The organism is Bdellovibrio sp. HCB-162, from assembly GCF_047344985.1.
In the GTDB taxonomy this organism is placed as follows: Bacteria; Bdellovibrionota; Bdellovibrionia; order Bdellovibrionales; family Bdellovibrionaceae; genus Bdellovibrio.
In genome coordinates, this window is sequence record NZ_CP178861.1 from 3,107,506 (window position 1) to 3,122,659 (window position 15,154).

The 15,154-nt window shown below is 44.6% G+C and carries 13 protein-coding genes; 6 read left to right on the top strand and 7 right to left on the bottom strand.

The features are described 5' to 3' along the window. Nucleotides 1–5: 5 nt before the first annotated feature. Nucleotides 6–554 (bottom strand): NUDIX hydrolase, encoded by a 549-nt coding sequence (locus ACLSSO_RS14970; RefSeq protein ID WP_340592817.1) that lies wholly within the window; start codon nucleotides 552–554, stop codon nucleotides 6–8. Nucleotides 555–725: 171 nt separating this feature from the next. Between ACLSSO_RS14970 and ACLSSO_RS14975 the strand changes: the two genes are divergently transcribed. Both ACLSSO_RS14975 and ACLSSO_RS14980 read left to right on the top strand, forming a co-directional pair. After that, complete coding sequence (locus tag ACLSSO_RS14975) at nucleotides 726–1,478, top strand: hypothetical protein (RefSeq protein ID WP_295903155.1); 753 nt, start codon at nucleotides 726–728, stop codon at nucleotides 1,476–1,478. A gap of 150 nt (nucleotides 1,479–1,628) precedes the next feature. Continuing rightward, nucleotides 1,629–1,820: a hypothetical protein gene (locus tag ACLSSO_RS14980; RefSeq protein WP_295903152.1), complete on the top strand. Its 192-nt coding sequence runs from the start codon at nucleotides 1,629–1,631 to the stop codon at nucleotides 1,818–1,820. Here the strand turns inward: ACLSSO_RS14980 and ACLSSO_RS14985 are convergent. Continuing rightward, the gene (locus tag ACLSSO_RS14985) at nucleotides 1,805–2,992 is read right to left on the bottom strand and encodes a serpin family protein (protein ID WP_413943293.1); all 1,188 of its coding nucleotides are present in this window, start codon (nucleotides 2,990–2,992) and stop codon (nucleotides 1,805–1,807) included. The genes ACLSSO_RS14980 and ACLSSO_RS14985 overlap by 16 nt on opposite strands. Before the next feature lie 141 nt (nucleotides 2,993–3,133). Between ACLSSO_RS14985 and ACLSSO_RS14990 the strand changes: the two genes are divergently transcribed. From ACLSSO_RS14990 to ACLSSO_RS15000, 3 genes are all read left to right on the top strand, one after another. Continuing rightward, nucleotides 3,134–3,772, top strand: coding sequence for a hypothetical protein (locus tag ACLSSO_RS14990; protein WP_295903146.1), 639 nt, complete (start codon nucleotides 3,134–3,136; stop codon nucleotides 3,770–3,772). Nucleotides 3,773–3,892: 120 nt separating this feature from the next. Beyond that, nucleotides 3,893–4,600, top strand: a complete 708-nt coding sequence (locus ACLSSO_RS14995; protein ID WP_295903144.1) for a tyrosine-protein phosphatase — start codon at nucleotides 3,893–3,895, stop codon at nucleotides 4,598–4,600. A 168-nt stretch (nucleotides 4,601–4,768) separates the two neighbouring features. Continuing rightward, on the top strand, nucleotides 4,769–6,544 hold the full coding sequence (locus ACLSSO_RS15000) for an NHL repeat-containing protein (RefSeq protein ID WP_413943294.1): 1,776 nt from the start codon (nucleotides 4,769–4,771) through the stop codon (nucleotides 6,542–6,544). A 253-nt stretch (nucleotides 6,545–6,797) separates the two neighbouring features. Here ACLSSO_RS15000 and ACLSSO_RS15005 read toward each other — a convergent pair whose 3' ends face one another. The 4 genes from ACLSSO_RS15005 to ACLSSO_RS15020 all read right to left on the bottom strand — a co-directional run bounded on the left by ACLSSO_RS15005 (nucleotide 6,798) and on the right by ACLSSO_RS15020 (nucleotide 11,335). Then, nucleotides 6,798–7,541 carry a UDP-2,3-diacylglucosamine diphosphatase gene (locus tag ACLSSO_RS15005; RefSeq protein WP_413943295.1) on the bottom strand — a complete coding sequence of 248 codons (744 nt, stop codon included), beginning with the start codon at nucleotides 7,539–7,541 and terminating at the stop codon, nucleotides 6,798–6,800. Further along, nucleotides 7,541–9,172 carry a cell division protein FtsZ gene (ftsZ, locus tag ACLSSO_RS15010; protein ID WP_295905803.1) on the bottom strand — a complete coding sequence of 544 codons (1,632 nt, stop codon included), beginning with the start codon at nucleotides 9,170–9,172 and terminating at the stop codon, nucleotides 7,541–7,543. Before ftsZ ends, ACLSSO_RS15005 begins: the two co-directional genes overlap by 1 nt. Before the next feature lie 48 nt (nucleotides 9,173–9,220). Next, a complete protein-coding gene (ftsA, locus tag ACLSSO_RS15015) occupies nucleotides 9,221–10,474 on the bottom strand; it encodes a cell division protein FtsA (protein ID WP_295905802.1) in 1,254 nt (417 codons plus the stop codon). Between the two features lie 114 nt (nucleotides 10,475–10,588). Continuing rightward, on the bottom strand, nucleotides 10,589–11,335 hold the full coding sequence (locus ACLSSO_RS15020; protein WP_413943296.1) for a cell division protein FtsQ/DivIB: 747 nt from the start codon (nucleotides 11,333–11,335) through the stop codon (nucleotides 10,589–10,591). A gap of 339 nt (nucleotides 11,336–11,674) precedes the next feature. Here ACLSSO_RS15020 and ACLSSO_RS15025 point away from each other — a divergent pair, with 339 nt between their 5' ends. Further along, entirely contained in the window at nucleotides 11,675–13,348 is a 1,674-nt protein-coding gene (locus ACLSSO_RS15025; protein WP_413943297.1) for a methyl-accepting chemotaxis protein, read from the top strand. 61 nt (nucleotides 13,349–13,409) lie between these two features. On the opposite strand, the gene ggt is transcribed toward ACLSSO_RS15025, so the two are convergent. After that, a complete protein-coding gene (gene ggt / locus ACLSSO_RS15030; RefSeq protein ID WP_413943298.1) occupies nucleotides 13,410–15,143 on the bottom strand; it encodes a gamma-glutamyltransferase in 1,734 nt (577 codons plus the stop codon). Nucleotides 15,144–15,154 lie beyond the last annotated feature (11 nt).

The following is a 15,154-nucleotide window of genomic DNA, read 5'->3' on the forward strand; positions in this document are numbered from 1 at the left end:
GCCTCTTAATTCCACTCCCCGCGCAGGATTTTATCAAGCCAAAAAGCCCCGATCTGGGTTTTCACATCGCTGACTTTACCTTCACGAACATATTTCATAAGTTCATCCGGTTTTACTTCGACGACCTCAATAAATTCTCCATGATCCAATTGCCGCTGAGCGAGAGTCAGTTCGCGCGCTAAGTATAAATCAATATGCTCGTTGGAATAACCAATCACCGGATGAATTGTGGTCAGGAATTTCCAGTCCTTGGCTTCATATCCTGTTTCTTCTTTGAGCTCCCGCTGCGCCGTTAAAATTGTTTCCTCACCGTGATCTCGCTTGCCTGCAGGAAATTCTAAGAAGACCTGTTTTACCGCGTGCCGATATTGATGAATCATCACAACATTTCCATTCGGTAAAAGCGGAATCATCATCGCCGCTCCCGGATGCAAAATGTATTCGCGAACGTAGGTTTTTCCATCAGGAGCCTGCACCTGATCCTGTTCAACTTTTAAAAAGCGGCCACGGAAGATTTGACGAGTGGAGAGTGTCTTTTCTACAAGATGTTTCATAAAAGCAGCATCCCATAGAGAGAATAAAATGTCTCATAATAAACCCAAGACTAAAGAAGGTCCCGTCCTTTGTCCAAAAAGGCTATAATGAGTATTGAACAGGAACCTTTATTACAGGACTCTAATAGAGAACGTAGGATGCGAGTCTAATTGGATCAGGAGGATTCTCATATGAGGACTTTTAATAAAGTAAGTCTTTTTCTTTCGACAGTTCTTCTTTTTTCTGTGCTCTCTGCACAAGATGCTCAAGCGCAAAGACGTTTTGGAGGCAGTCGCGGGCTTTCCGGAGACATGGCATTAGGTATCGGTATCTCCACCGTTTCTGCAGGACAAAATGATTTGAATGGTGCGATTGATGATGCTGTGGCCGCCGGCGCCAACGTTAAAAATCTCGGCAGTGCTTGGGAATTCTACGCCAACTGGAGTTACCGTTTTAGCGGTACGATGTATGCGTTTGTATTCCGTCCTTCTTACTTCATGCAAAAAACAGATGGTTCCGGTCCTGGTGGAAATTACGAATACAATCTAAACGGTTACACAGTCTTCCCTATTTTCCGTATTTACCCTCTTGAGAATTCATTCATTAAATTCTACATGCAAACAGGTCTTGGATACGGAAGCTTAAATGGCTCCATCACTGCTGGCTCTAAGAATCTCGACTTCAAAGGGAGTGCGTTCGGTGCAATGGGCGGTATCGGTGTGGATTTCTGCTTTACGGACTCTCACTGCTTAACTGTCGAAGGAAATCTTCGTTATCTGCCAGTGGAAAGAAATATCTCTTCTGGTGGTAACTGCTCAACGAACACAGACATTCCTGGTATCGATCAGTGTGGTGGCAGCAAAGAAGTCGAAAGACACGGCACAGACTTAAGAACAACAATGTCAGGCGTTCAAGGTCTTATTGGTTACACAATGAATTTCTAAGCTCTTAATAAATTGTTTTGATCACCTACAAAAGGCTCTCGATCAGAGAGCCTTTTGTTTTTCTGAAGCCTTCGTGTTTTCAAGCACATCGAAACGCAATAAGTTTACAAGTCTTAAACTCCGGATAAAATTAAATTGAAGGAGTTCTTTATGGAAACCATTCCAGAAGACAAAAAAGACCAGGGTGAGGAAGAAGTTCCGGAGCCGATGAAGGTCTTCTTGAAATCCGTGATCATCCTGTTGGTTGCAGGCTTGATCGCTGGAGTCATCGCCTATCTTCTCTTCTTCTCTGGCTGGTGGCACGTCGGTTCATTTACTTTCAAGAGCTACGGTTTAGCGTAGCGCCCGAGAAATAAAATAGATCCGGATTTTTTATGATAGATTGCGTACATAAATGGATGATCGGCGATAAACTCATAAACCTTCATGGGTAGCGCCGCTCCTAATGTTGACATAACAACAGCCGTTGCCGCCGCCGCCTCAGTTCCTTTTTCATCCACCGCCACAAAAGCTTTGTGATAAACCTGGTCGATGAAAAGAGATTCTCCGGGTTTCAGATCACGAATGGACGTAAAGTCTGCTTTTCGAGTGAACGCCAATGGCATACCCATTTTTTGCAGAACGGGCTTTAATTCCAAACTTAATTCATGCTTGAACTTTGGCAGTGCCACAATCACGTCAGACGTCGGACCGTCAGTGAGTTTTTTTACCGTCTTCGCAAAATATGAGTTATCAAACTTCGGCATAAGTTTTTGAAGATCTTTTCCCTTGCGAGGTAAAAAGACCACCATCGAAACATCGCCACCTTCGTAAGGCATTTCCAAAACCTGGAATTTTTCATCCTCCGCATAATGAAAACGACTTTTGATATTCATAAAAGGCGTCTTCTGAGTCTCTTTATCCGAAACATGAAATTCACGGTCCGAGGTGTTTTCTTTTTTAAACTTTGTCTGCCAATCTCCTTTAAAGTAAATCGCATTGGCAAGTACCAAACCTGTGTAATCCGTTTCTCCGCCTTTGATAGAGCCTGGAGGTAAAAGATCCTTGATCTTATCTTGAGTTTTTTGCTCCACCCATTTGTTGATGATAAGGCGTGACGGATCTGGCTGATTTTTAAAATCCAATGCTTCAAAGTGGGCATTGTATTTCGTTTTTACGGTTTCTTGAAACGGCTCTTTGAAAGAATCCGATTTTTCAACCCATACGCTGTTTGCTACGGTGAGTTTGTAACCTTCTGCTGCATTGATATCTTTTTCTAGAGACTGAAACTCATCGTGGACTTTCGCCGACAGATGTAAAACCTTGTTCATCTCTTGAAGTGTCTTGCCTTTCGCACCGGCACTGGTCATCGCCAACGCGGCGGAAATACTGTACGGTGAAAAGAACACATTTCCGTCTTTGGTGGCGACCTTTTTGTAGAGATCAAAAGCGAATTCGTTATTCCCATGAACAAGTTTATTCTGGGACCATCCAAAGCACGGGAGAGACAAAAGCAGTAAACACAGTTTCTTCATAAGGCCTCCGAGGAATTTATTCTAGAAAGCTCCTTCAACTAAGGACAACGACTATTTTAGACACAAGACCTTCATGGGAAAATAGTTGGCTGTAAGAGCAAAAACACGTGTAATGAAAGGATGTCCACAAGTGAGGTTCGTGTGTCGAAAATTTTATTTGCTATTGCGTGTTTTTCTTTAGTCGCTTGCGCTACAACGACGGAGTTTAAAGAGCAACAATCCCAATCCGATTTTGGATTTCGCCTTGAGGACACAAAGTACAACGACACGTTCTACGTTCACTCTAATATTAAAGAAGGCACCAAACCCCGTTACGTGATTTCTTATGTCGGTCGCGTGGTGGGTGAAACCTGCTTGAAGCGTGGATTTAAATACTTTGATAGCTCCACAGAGTCAGCACCTTCGCCAGACGGAAAAGTTCAAGCTTATCGTACGGTGGGATTTTGTTACCCTACGGCTCAAAGAAAAGATATCAATGTCCTATTTGCTCCGTCTTTAACAGATCTTGCTGATGGTGCGGCTCTTGGCGTGGAAAATGCCAAGAACACTAAAACTAAGGTTCGCGCTGGAGATGTTTTAAAGTTGGTCCGCGGTAAACGCGTGCACAGCATGCTGGATCTTAAGGAAGCCGTTCGCGAAGCGGCTCGTAAGAATGAAAAGACCATTGAAATGGTTTACTTGCGTAAAGGAAAAGTCTTGCGTATCAAAGAACCCTTACAAGACTCCAAATCCGTTTTGGATTCCGCGTCCCTTGAGAACTTCAAAAACTTCACAGAATAACCCTCAAAACGAATAAAACGCCTTCCAGAGAATAATGAAATCGATATTATTCCTTGAAAGAATATTATTTTTTATCAAGCCCATTTTGTTTTTGTGAAGGTTTGCTATAAAAAGCTCTTCATGAAAACACTTCTGCTTTCTTTTATTTTATTAGCTTCTTCACTTTCTTTTGCGGCTGTTGAAGGAAGTTCTATCTCTAATGCCCACATCATTTACGACTCTGGCGAGGCGCAAGTAATTCGCGGAAAAGCCCCCGCCAACCCAAAACAAATGCAAGAGCTGATCAATCTTGGCGTCACGGAGTTTTTAATTTTTAAAAACGACACCAAAGGTGAAGTTTTAAAAGAACAAGAAGCTCTTCAAAAATTAGGAATCTCTCCACGCTCCATCACTCATGTTTCCTTTCCGTGGAAAGATCTGCACGATTTTAAAAGTGCCTGCACGATGACCATTCAAGCATTGCGCACTATTGAACAAGCCGTACAAAAAAATAAAAGCTTGTACTTCCACTGTACTGTCGGTGAAGACCGCACTGGTTACCTTGCGGGCCTCTGGGGTTTATGGGCGGGAACATATTCTTCTGTGCCAGAGTCTGTGGAAAAAGAACTGTGCGCTCGTGGCTATGAGGCAGGAAATCCCGGCAAACCTTATCGCGATGTCGTCCTTAAAATCCGCGAGACTCTTACTCCGACGTATTTAAAAATGGTGATGGTGCTCAGTGAGGCGCGCCTTCGTGGCCAGGCATTGAGTGAATCCCTTTGTGAGAGCGAACCTCAGTTAAAGGTCGCAATAAACAAGTACTACTGTGCAAAGGTGACAGAACGCTAACATCCAGCGTCTCGCTTTGAGATTTCGCGCGGATTCTGTTGGAATAGCTTTAGATCAGCTTGTTAAAAACCGAAAAAGATCATGAATAAACTTAGGGAATTCATGAACGTAGACCGGTTTTTCCAATTATTTTTCGGAATGCTCCTTCTTACAGGATGCACTCTAGATATGAATCTAGCGGAGCTGCCGTTGGATTCTCTGGCTCCCATACAAGCTCCACCGACTAACGATCCAGGCCCCGTCGGTCCACTTCCTGGCCATTTCCCTTTAGCTAATAAAACGAAATATCCTTTCGCATTCCCCCTCAGTGTCGAGTTAACCCCAGAAGGTCATCTGCTTGTTACAAGTGCGAATGAAACGAGTATGGGCGTTCAAGAGTATGATCCTGCCACGGATGAATTAGTTCTCGGTTTTGGCGCGCTCGGAACTGCTGACAACCAACTGCAAAATCCAGTGCGGGCTGTTCTTCACAACAACCTTATCTATGTTCTCGACGGGAATTCTTATAAAGTTTTTGACCGTAATGGAAACTTTCAAAGCAAAGTCGGCTCTACAGGATTCGCCAACGGACAATTGGATTCACCTACAGATCTCACCATAGATAAGAACGGACTTATTTATATTGCCGATTGCGGTAACAACCGTGTGCAAGTTTTTAATCCCGACGGCACATTCAACAAAAATATTGGCTCAGGCTGGGGCACCGGTGACGGTCAAATAAAGTGTCCCTATGGGTTGTATGTTGATGACAGTTTGAATGTTTTTGTAACCGACTATAATAATCACCGCGTGCAAAAATTTAATTCTTCCGGAACCTTCTCTATGAAATTTGGAGTCGCGGGGACCGGCGTCGGCCAATTGCAACAGCCCGCTCGCGTGAGTGTTGATTCCTCGGGAAATATTTTTATCTCCGAAGCCTCACGTAAAGAAATTATTAAATTTTCTTCCACTGGCACATATATAGCGACATATAAAGGCGATACCGGCGGACATGATGCTATTGGAGTTGCTTATTCTATTTTCTTTGATGCGAATAATTCGATCTACATTGCCGACGGCGATAAAAAACGCATTGAGCTCTGGGATCAAAACGGTGTCTATCAAAAATCATTCGTCGATTATCCAGAATCCGAAAAAATCTTAGCCCAACCGACAGGAATCTGGATTGATTCACAGGATAATTTTTATATCGCGCAATCCGTAGACAGTTCCAAGCCACAAGGGGTTGTGGAGTTTGATTCACAAGGAAATTATTTAAAGACGGTTGGAAGTAGTGCCGCTGGCCCGGGACAGCTTCTATATGCATTTGATACGGCCCTTGATTCTGAAGGCAATATTTACGTAGTCGACACCAATCAAAATAAGATCCTGAAATTTTCTGCCGATGGCACTTACCTTCTAACCATTGGCACTTCGGGAAATGGGCCAGGACAGCTCGATGGACCAGCCGGAATTTACATCGACAAAGACGACAACATCTACGTCGTAGAGGTCACAAATCACCGAGTACAGAAGATGGATAAAACAGGGGCTTTCATAACAGAAATAGGAAACTCCGGCGGGCCAGGACAACTTTCTCAGCCGACAAATCTTTTCGTCGATAAAGACGGGAGTATTTTTGTAACCGATGTCTCTCTCAATAAAATTTTAAAATACGATGCTTCTGGTAACTTCCTCTTTAGCTTTGGAAATAGCCCAAGCTACGGTGTTTACGTGAATGCAGCGGGCTTCATCTTTGCTACGAACTACAGCACCAATCAAGTGGACAAATTCGACAGCGGAGGCAATTACATCATAAGCTTCGGCCAACTCGGCTCCACGATTGGTCAATTCACGGTTCCCGTCGACATCGCAGGTGACTCCTACGGAAATATCTACGTCGTGGATCTCTACAACCGTCGTGTTCAGAAATTCAACGACCTCGGCATTCCTCTTCTAGAATAGACAGAACAAATAAAGCACCTTTTCAACGTCTTAACAAAATACTGACGTGGTTTTATTTCATTTTTAAACACACAGACTTTGTTCGGCTTTGTAGGTGGGGAAGGGGCTCTGGCAGTTCTGCGCAGTCAGACCTCCGCGCCGACACGAAGTCGTACCAAAGCGCGGTGAGGCACGATGCCGTGTCTGACGGAGCGGAACTGCCAGCAGCCCTTCCCACCTACAAAGCCGTACCCAAAGCCAAAGTACTTAAGAATTAAATATAGACCCACTCGCCTTGGCCGTGGCGGATGCAGAAGACTTTGACCTTCTCTTCAAACCACGAGCCGAGGTTAATAGAACGAACTTTGTGCCCATCCACTTCGACAATGTGATCGTCAAACACGTGCATGTGTCCTGAGATGATCATATCAAAAGGTTTTTCCTTATAAGCCTTGATCGCATGAGAGCGAACCATTTCAATCAAAGGTCCTTCATTGGAAACGCGGTAATGACCACTGCGCGCGCGGCTTTTCTTGCTCGCTTTATTCCCGATATGATCCCAAAACTGTCCCGGAAGAATGTTTCCTAGAGGCTTAATGAATGGATTGCGAATGATGCTGCGATACTTCAAGTACTTTTCATCATTGAGGTTAATCAGATCTCCGTGCTCCAAACGCACGCGCAGACCGTCGATCAGATAGTATTGAGCTTCAACAAAAACTTCGATGCCCAACTTCTTTTGAAAGAACCCTTCAACGTGCACATCATGATTGCCTTCGATGTAAGTGATCTTCGCACCGGCCTGTTTCAGGTCACGAAGCGCATCCATAAGCGGTTGAAATTTTCTGGCAAAGTAAGTGTGGCCTCCGACCCAAAGATCGAAGATGTCACCTAAAAGAAAAAGATGAATGTCCTGCGGATTTTTCTCGCGCAAAGAACGCAAAAAGCGCAACAGGATTTGTCCGTTGCGCTCTTCTGCGGTTTTTAAGTGAATGTCGGATAAGAACCAGGCTTCCACTAGTCTTGTTTCAAATCAAAACCTTGTTTCTTGCGGATGAAGGCAGGAACTTCCAAGTTTTGAGAAGAGAATGGAGAGCTAAGAACCTCGCGCGCCATACGACGAGCCTCTTCCAAAGATTGTTGTTCATGATCTACGTTCATGGACAATTGCTCTGGATTGTTGTGGCGAGCTTTCAACTCTTGGCTTTCTTTGAAAGCGCGAGCTTTAGCTAGCAACAAATCACGAGGAGAAGCTGCTTCAACTTGCGGTTGAATTGGTGTTGCAACTTCTGGAGCTGGTTGTTGAGCCGGAGCTTGTGGCATCACGTTTTGCGCTGCTTGTTGCGCCATTTGCGGAGTCACTGGAGCTACTGGTGGAACAACAACAGTCTCAGTTACCTGGGGTACCTCCTGTTGTGGAGGTTGAGTGAAGTTCATCACTTGAGATTGCACAGCCGCGATTGGTGGCAATTCCACAGGCGCCATTTGTGGCATCTGAGGCATTGTTGGCATCGCTGGCATTTGTGGGTACTGAGGCATTTGCGGCATCACAGGCATCTGTGGCATTTGAGGCATCTGCGGCATTTGCATCATTTGTTGTTGCATATTCATACCACCAAACTGAGCCGCTTGTTGGTTTAAGAAATTTTGCATTTGATTTACTTGCGCCATGTCGTTCACAAGTTTCACATCGTGAGAATCAAAACCTGTTGCGATCACTGTTACGCGAACTTCATCACCCATATTGTCATCGATAACTGCACCGAAGATGATTTCCGCATCTTCATGAGCCGCTTCCGTGATCAAAGTTGTTGCTTCGTTCACTTCATACAATGACAAGCTAGAGCTTGCAGTCACGTTGATGATGATGCCAGTAGCGCCATCGATTTTTACATTCTCAAGAAGAGGAGAAGAAATCGCTGCAGTTGCTGCTTCTACCGCACGGTTGTCACCTTTCGCAGAACCAGTCCCCATGATCGCGATACCTTTAGAAGACATCACAGTGCGAATGTCCGCGAAGTCCAAGTTGATCAAACCGCGGATGTTGATAAGGTCAGAGATCCCTTTTACCGCTTGCAAAAGAACTTCGTCCGCTTTCTTGAATGTCTCAAGAAGAGGAGTTTTCTCTGCCGCTACAGAAAGAAGTTTTTGGTTCGGGATCACGATCAATGTATCAACATTGTCTTTAAGTTCAGACAAACCGCCTTCAGCGTGTTTGCCGCGTTTTTTACCTTCAAACAGGAAGGGCTTAGTGACTACACCGATTGTCAATGCGCCAAGTTCGCGCGCAATCTTCGCAACAATCGGAGCGCCACCTGTCCCTGTTCCGCCACCCATACCCGCAGTGACGAACACCATGTCCGCGCCTTCCAATTTCTCAACAATTTCATTATACGATTCAATCGCAGCTCTGCGACCCACATCTGGGTTTGCACCTGCGCCAAGACCTTTTGTCAAATCAAGGCCCAACTGAATTTTGTTAGACGCTTTATTTGCATTCAAAGCTTGGATGTCTGTATTTGCTACGATGAATTCAACACCAGCCATGTTGGATTCGATCATCGTTGAAACAGCATTACTTCCGCCGCCGCCAACGCCGACTACTTTAATGTTTGCACCAATATTGATATTTTCTTCTAATTCAAACATTTGATCCTCCCCGCAGAATCAAGGGCCTCCAGCCCTCACCGAGTAAAATTAAAAAATCTGTCCAAAAAAATCTTTGATCTTTTTAGTGATACCGTCGAGCGATTCACCAATATTGACTTCTTGTTGTTGATTGTGATGAAGCAAATCTTTCTTTTGCCCCAAAGCGTACAACAACAAACCAACAGCTGCTGAGAATTCTCCAGACTTCACAACATCCGTAAGCCCTCCGATTTCACGAGGCGCACCTCTGCGAACCGGAATATCAAAAATAAACTCACCCATCTCCACCAAGCCATCAAGTTGACTTGCGCCACCTGTGAGAACAATTCCTGATCCCAACATCGGCATCACGCCACTCATGCGAATGTCATTGGCAACCAAGTTCAGAGTTTCCTCTGCACGAGCCTCAATAACATCGGCCAAGTCTTTACGAGGAATCACGCGGGCTTTTCTGCCGCCGACTCCTTCGACTTCGATAGTTTCGTTTTCATTCACCATGGAAGCCATTGCGCAACCATGTTTAATTTTTAAAGACTCTGCCGCAAACTGTGGAGTTCTAAGTCCTACAGCCACGTCATGAGTGAAGTGCTGACCGCCCACCGGAATTGTCGATGAATGCGCCACACTGCCATTGACGAAATACAAAGCGTTGCAAGCGCCGCCGCCCATATCAACAACACACACGCCGAGATTTTTTTCGTCGTTAGAAATAACCGCCGTTGCAGAAGCCAATTGACCTAGTACAAGACCGGCAATTTTAAGACCTGCTTTTTCTACGCATTTCACTGTGTTATTGATGGCACTTTGACTGCCTGTCACGATGTGCACGTTAGCTTCTAAACGAATGCCCGACATGCCGATAGGATCTGTGATCCCGTCTTGTCCATCGACTTTGAATTCTCTTGGAAGAACGTGAAGAACTGTGCGATCCGCAGGAACTGCCACCGCTTTTGCCGCTTCAATCACGCGATCAATTTCAGAAGCAGTGACTTCGCGATTCTTAATAGCCACCATGCCTTTAGAATCGAAAGAGGAAATATGTGTCCCGGCAACTCCCACCCATACTTCAGAGATGGAGTAGCCTGACATCAGTTCTGCTTCTTCTTTTGCTTTTTTAATAGACTCGGTTGTGGCTTCAATATTGACCACAACGCCTTGGCGAATGCCTGTGTTTGGGGCTCTGCCCACGCCGGCAACTTCGATTTTTCCGTCGGGATTGACTGTTCCAATAACGAATGAAACTTTGGTAGAACCAATGTCCAAGCCAGCCAATACCGGTGCTTTCGGTTTTGATGTACTCATCCTTAAGTCCTCACGGATGCTTAAACTTATGTTGTAGGACCACCAATTAAAATCATTTTAAAAGGTATTCGAGCCAAAATGTGCTCGACTTTAATCGGTCCTCCAGACTTAAGCTTAGGGATCCTTACGCAACCTGACAAGGACTTTCTTTGACAGATTCGCATCTATGACGCGAGCGTCAAACTGGCGGGAATCGAGATAATCTACGACCTGACTTACACGCGCAGCCTTTAGTGCCACTTGATCTTCACCCATTTTTACTTGCACGCCGGTTTTGATCAAGGTCATCCAAAAACCTTCTTTGTTGTCGTAGCGAATTTCAGAAATTGTTTTTTTACTGAACGATCCTTCAGCAGGAATTTGTTCGATCACATCCACTGCTTTTTTTCTGAGCTCTGTTTTCTTCAGAAAAGTTTCACCTTCTAACAGAGCAACATCGGGAGCTTCTTTGGATTCAATCGGATCAAGAAAACTTCCATCTTTAATAATAGGAACTAACTTTCCATTCTTCGCCATGAAAAGTAACTTCACTTCATGCGGGCGCACGCGCACAGACAACGTCGCAGGCCAACTGCGTTTGATGTTCAAACCTTCAACCCAATTTTGTGAAGAGACTTCGCGGGAAATTTGCTTGAGCTTGATATTCCAAAGAGAAATCCCTTTGTACTTTGCAAGAGCCGCCTCAAGAGCGTCGACATTCGGTTTCAAAAATTGCTCTTGGCCCACAGGAGGATTTTCTAGAATGACTTCGACTTTGCTGATGTTAAAGAATCCGTTTTTATTCAGATAATAAAGAGTTCCCGCTACAGAAACAGGAAGAACGATAAATCCAAAGATGAGTTGTAAAACGAGCTTCTTCACTGAAAAATCTTTCCGCAAATCCTTTGCTGCCGTGATTTTTAGATTATCAATATCCGAACAAACTTTGAAACGCTGTCCGCAAAACAAGACCAAAGTCGTTCACGAACGAGAGTTTATAAACACAAAGATGTATTAAAACTCGTTCATTTTCTCGACGTCGATTTACTTAGGCACACCGGACCCTATCCGTCTTTTCGATTTTATTTTTATTTTAGACTCCGAATCACTCTTTTGGCCGATGAAGACTCCTGAAGCTCGCTCCGATAATTGCACCATTATAACGAATGTATCACGAACACAGGTTCGATAAGAGATGCATCAATAAGGAGCGTTAACATTATGAAGTTCAACACGAAAGTTATGGCGAGCATTGTCTTTGCCTGTGTTATTTGTACAGCAGCCGCAGTCTTTGTCTCTTCTGCACGTATCTCTGGACAAGGCGAACAACAACTCATCGAAAAATCGAGAGCCATTCTTTCTCGCTTGGAAGCTGTCCGTTCTTACATCGCTTCCCAGGGTGGTCTAGAAGCCAGTATTGAAAAAGCCATCACAGAACATCCTGATGGAAATCTTCCTAAGGATGCAAAGCTCACAATTCTAAAACAAGTTCCAATCTTCGCAGCGATGAAAGTGGGTGCTGAGGGCGCAAAAGAGGAAGGATATACATTCCGTATTTTCTCTGATGAACCACGCAATCCTGACAACCGTGCGACGGCTCAAGAATTAGAAATTCTTAAAAAGTTTGAAGCGGATCCAAAACTTCAAGAGCAGATGATTTCGACAGATACAGAAACAATCGTGTATCGTCCGGTGCGTCTGACGGCTTCTCAAGGTTGCTTCAGCTGCCACGGTGATCCTGCGAAATCTCCTTGGAAAAATGGCAAAGACATCCTGGGTTATCAAATGGAAAACTGGTCTGACGGAAAACTGCACGGTGGTTTTGCGGTGATCTCCAGCAAAGCCGACGTAAAAGCCGCAGCCATGAATGCCACTTGGTACATTATCGGTTGGTCCACGGGTCTTTCATTCATCGCTTTATTTTTGGCCTTTATGTTCTTAAGTAAACCAATGAGAGCCCTGTCTGGTATCGCAGAAAAATTGCAAGAGACAGGAACTGGCGTTGCGCACGCGAGTGTTGAGATCACAAAATCATCTCAAGATCTTAATAACGCTGCAGCTACTGCCGCTGCCTCAATTCAACAAACGACTTCGGCGACAGAAGAGATGTCGAGCATGATTAAACTCAATGCCGAACATACGAATGAAGCAAGAAACCTTGCAGAGCGCGCTCAAGGAAAAGCCCGTACAGGTAAAGAGGAAGTTGAGAAACTGATTCTTTCCATGGATGAAATCGCAAAAAGTTCTAAAAAAATCGAAGAGATCATCACCGTTATCGACGATATCGCCTTCCAAACAAACCTTTTGGCTTTGAATGCGGCGGTTGAAGCAGCCCGCGCTGGCGAACAAGGTAAAGGTTTCGCTGTCGTTGCCGAAGCGGTTCGCGCCTTGGCACAACGAAGCGCGACTTCAGCCAAAGAAATTTCCGGTCTTATTAAAGACAGCGTAGATAAAATTGAAAACGGCCATGAAGTCGTTCAGGCAAGCGGTGCGATGCTCAATGAAATCGTTCAGCAAATCGAAAAACTGACAGCGTTGAATATCGAAATTTCAACGGCAAGTTCTGAGCAAGCTCAAGGTGTTAATTCGATCAATATGTCGATCAACGAATTAGATCGCGTGACACAAAACAATGCTTCTGCAGCTGGCGAGTGTGCTTCAAACGCTGAAGTTCTTTCGGAACGATCACAACAAATGCATTCCATGGTTCAAGATTTAATTTTGATCGTTGAAGGTAAACATAGTGAAAACAGAGAGACTTCTACAAAAGATGTAAAACCAAAAGCAAAAGCGACGGCGAAAACGCCTTCACCGGCTTCAACCCCGAAGGCGCAGGCCCAAGTACGTCCTTCGACAAATCATGAAGACTTATTGCCACTAAATGATGCGTCGTAAGTTTTAAGTATAGATAAAATAAAAAAGGCCGGATTCTTACCGGCCCTTTTTATTTGTTCAATTATTTAGCCACACTGATTCCAATATCTCTTGGGTCTGCGACACCGTGAAGCTTATCGCCTTCTTTCGCTACGGCCATCACGTAACACGGAACGGGTTCAATTTTAACGTCATATCCCATCTCTTTAAGTCCTTTAAGAACTTCGGAAGAAGGTCCCGGCGGATCAATGTAAAGAACATCGGGCTGCCACTGATGATGGTAACGAATCGCCGTCACCGCATCGTAAAGAGGTAATTTAAATTCGACATAGTTTAAAATCGTTTGGGCAACACAGCTGATAATACGCGTTCCACCAGGAGCACCGACGGCCATGAAAGGTCTATTGTCTTTCATCAAAATTGTCGGCGACATACTGCTGAGAGGCGTTTTTTTTGGTGCAATGGCATTGGGTTTTCCACCGATAGCTCCAAACAAATTGGAACTTCCTTCCTGCGCTGAGAAGTCATCCATTTCATTGTTCAGCACAATACCAGTACCAGGAGCCACAACCCCAGAACCCATCCAACCATTGATCGTTTGAGTTGTGCTCACCGCATTTCCTTTGTCATCCATTAACGAGATATGTGTCGTTTCAATGGATTCATAAGGAGCTGGATTTCCCGCTTCGACTTCGGAAACCTTTCGCGCATGATCCAAACGCACTTCTTTACGACGTGATTCAATATATTTCGGAGAAATCAAACCTTGCACAGGAACCTTAGTGAAATCCGGATCACCCAAATATTTTGCGCGATCTGCGAATGAAGATTGCAGAGCTGACGCTGCTAAATGAATTGAGTTTTTAGATAAGAAACCTTGCTGGGAAAGATGATCGTTTTCCAGGAAGTCCAAGAATTGAATAACGTGCACGCCACCCGAGCTTGGCGGCGGCATTGAGAAGACTTCATAGCCGTCGAAGCTACCTTCAACAGGCTTACGCCATTTGACTTGGTAAGAGGAAAGATCTTTATAGGAGATCAAACCTTTTTCTTTTTTGGAAAGATCCACGATGGATTTCGCAACGGGACCTTTGTAAAAGCCATCTTTTCCTTTTTTGGAAATAAGCTGCAATGTCTTCGCTAAGTCTTTTTGCACAAGCACAGTGCCAATGGCCGGAACATCACCGGAAGCATTCAGGAAAATAACTTTCGCCGATGGATCTTTGCGAATTTGTTCTGCGCGGTTTTCTAAAGCCTTGTGAAATTCTTCATAAATTGGAAAACCATTTTCTGCCAAGCGAATTGCAGGTTGCATCACTTTTTCTAAAGGTAATGAACCAAACTTTTTATGAATTTCGACAAGTCCCGCCACCATTCCGGGAACTGCAACAGCTAAGACACCATTCTGTGAAAGGTCTGTGTTGGCCTTGCCGTTTTTCCCCACATACATGTTTTTGGTTGCACGCAGTGGGGCTCTTTCGCGGAAGTCAATAGCGTAAGTCTTTCCTGTTTTAGCTTCATGGAAAAGTAGAAATCCGCCGCCGCCAATTCCTGTAGACTGCGGTCTTTCAACTGACACCGTAAATGAAGCCGCCACCGTGGCATCAACAATATTTCCACCTTGAGCAAAGATCTCTTCCGCTGCTTTGCTGGCATAACGGCCTTGCGTGGAAATTGCGAATTGAGTTCCAAAGGCTTCTGCCGTGCTATGATCGGCGCGCTCTTTGGCTGTGCGAATCACCGTGGAACTTTTTTCTGGTGTTTGACAACTCGTTAGAAACAAAAGACCCGCAAGAACTAAAACAATTTTTTTCATCCTTAAAATCC

Bases quoted from the DNA above. Each gene is read 5' to 3' on its own strand.
- ACLSSO_RS14970 (WP_340592817.1), bottom strand. From the start codon at position 554: ATGAAACATCTTGTAGAAAAGACACTCTCCACTCGTCAAATCTTCCGT.
- ACLSSO_RS14975 (WP_295903155.1), top strand. From the start codon at position 726: ATGAGGACTTTTAATAAAGTAAGTCTTTTTCTTTCGACAGTTCTTCTT.
- ACLSSO_RS14980 (WP_295903152.1), top strand. From the start codon at position 1,629: ATGGAAACCATTCCAGAAGACAAAAAAGACCAGGGTGAGGAAGAAGTT.
- ACLSSO_RS14985 (WP_413943293.1), bottom strand. From the start codon at position 2,992: ATGAAGAAACTGTGTTTACTGCTTTTGTCTCTCCCGTGCTTTGGATGG.
- ACLSSO_RS14995 (WP_295903144.1), top strand. From the start codon at position 3,893: ATGAAAACACTTCTGCTTTCTTTTATTTTATTAGCTTCTTCACTTTCT.
- ACLSSO_RS15000 (WP_413943294.1), top strand. From the start codon at position 4,769: ATGAATCTAGCGGAGCTGCCGTTGGATTCTCTGGCTCCCATACAAGCT.
- ftsZ (WP_295905803.1), bottom strand. From the start codon at position 9,172: ATGTTTGAATTAGAAGAAAATATCAATATTGGTGCAAACATTAAAGTA.
- ftsA (WP_295905802.1), bottom strand. From the start codon at position 10,474: ATGAGTACATCAAAACCGAAAGCACCGGTATTGGCTGGCTTGGACATT.
- ACLSSO_RS15025 (WP_413943297.1), top strand. From the start codon at position 11,675: ATGAAGTTCAACACGAAAGTTATGGCGAGCATTGTCTTTGCCTGTGTT.
- ggt (WP_413943298.1), bottom strand. From the start codon at position 15,143: ATGAAAAAAATTGTTTTAGTTCTTGCGGGTCTTTTGTTTCTAACGAGT.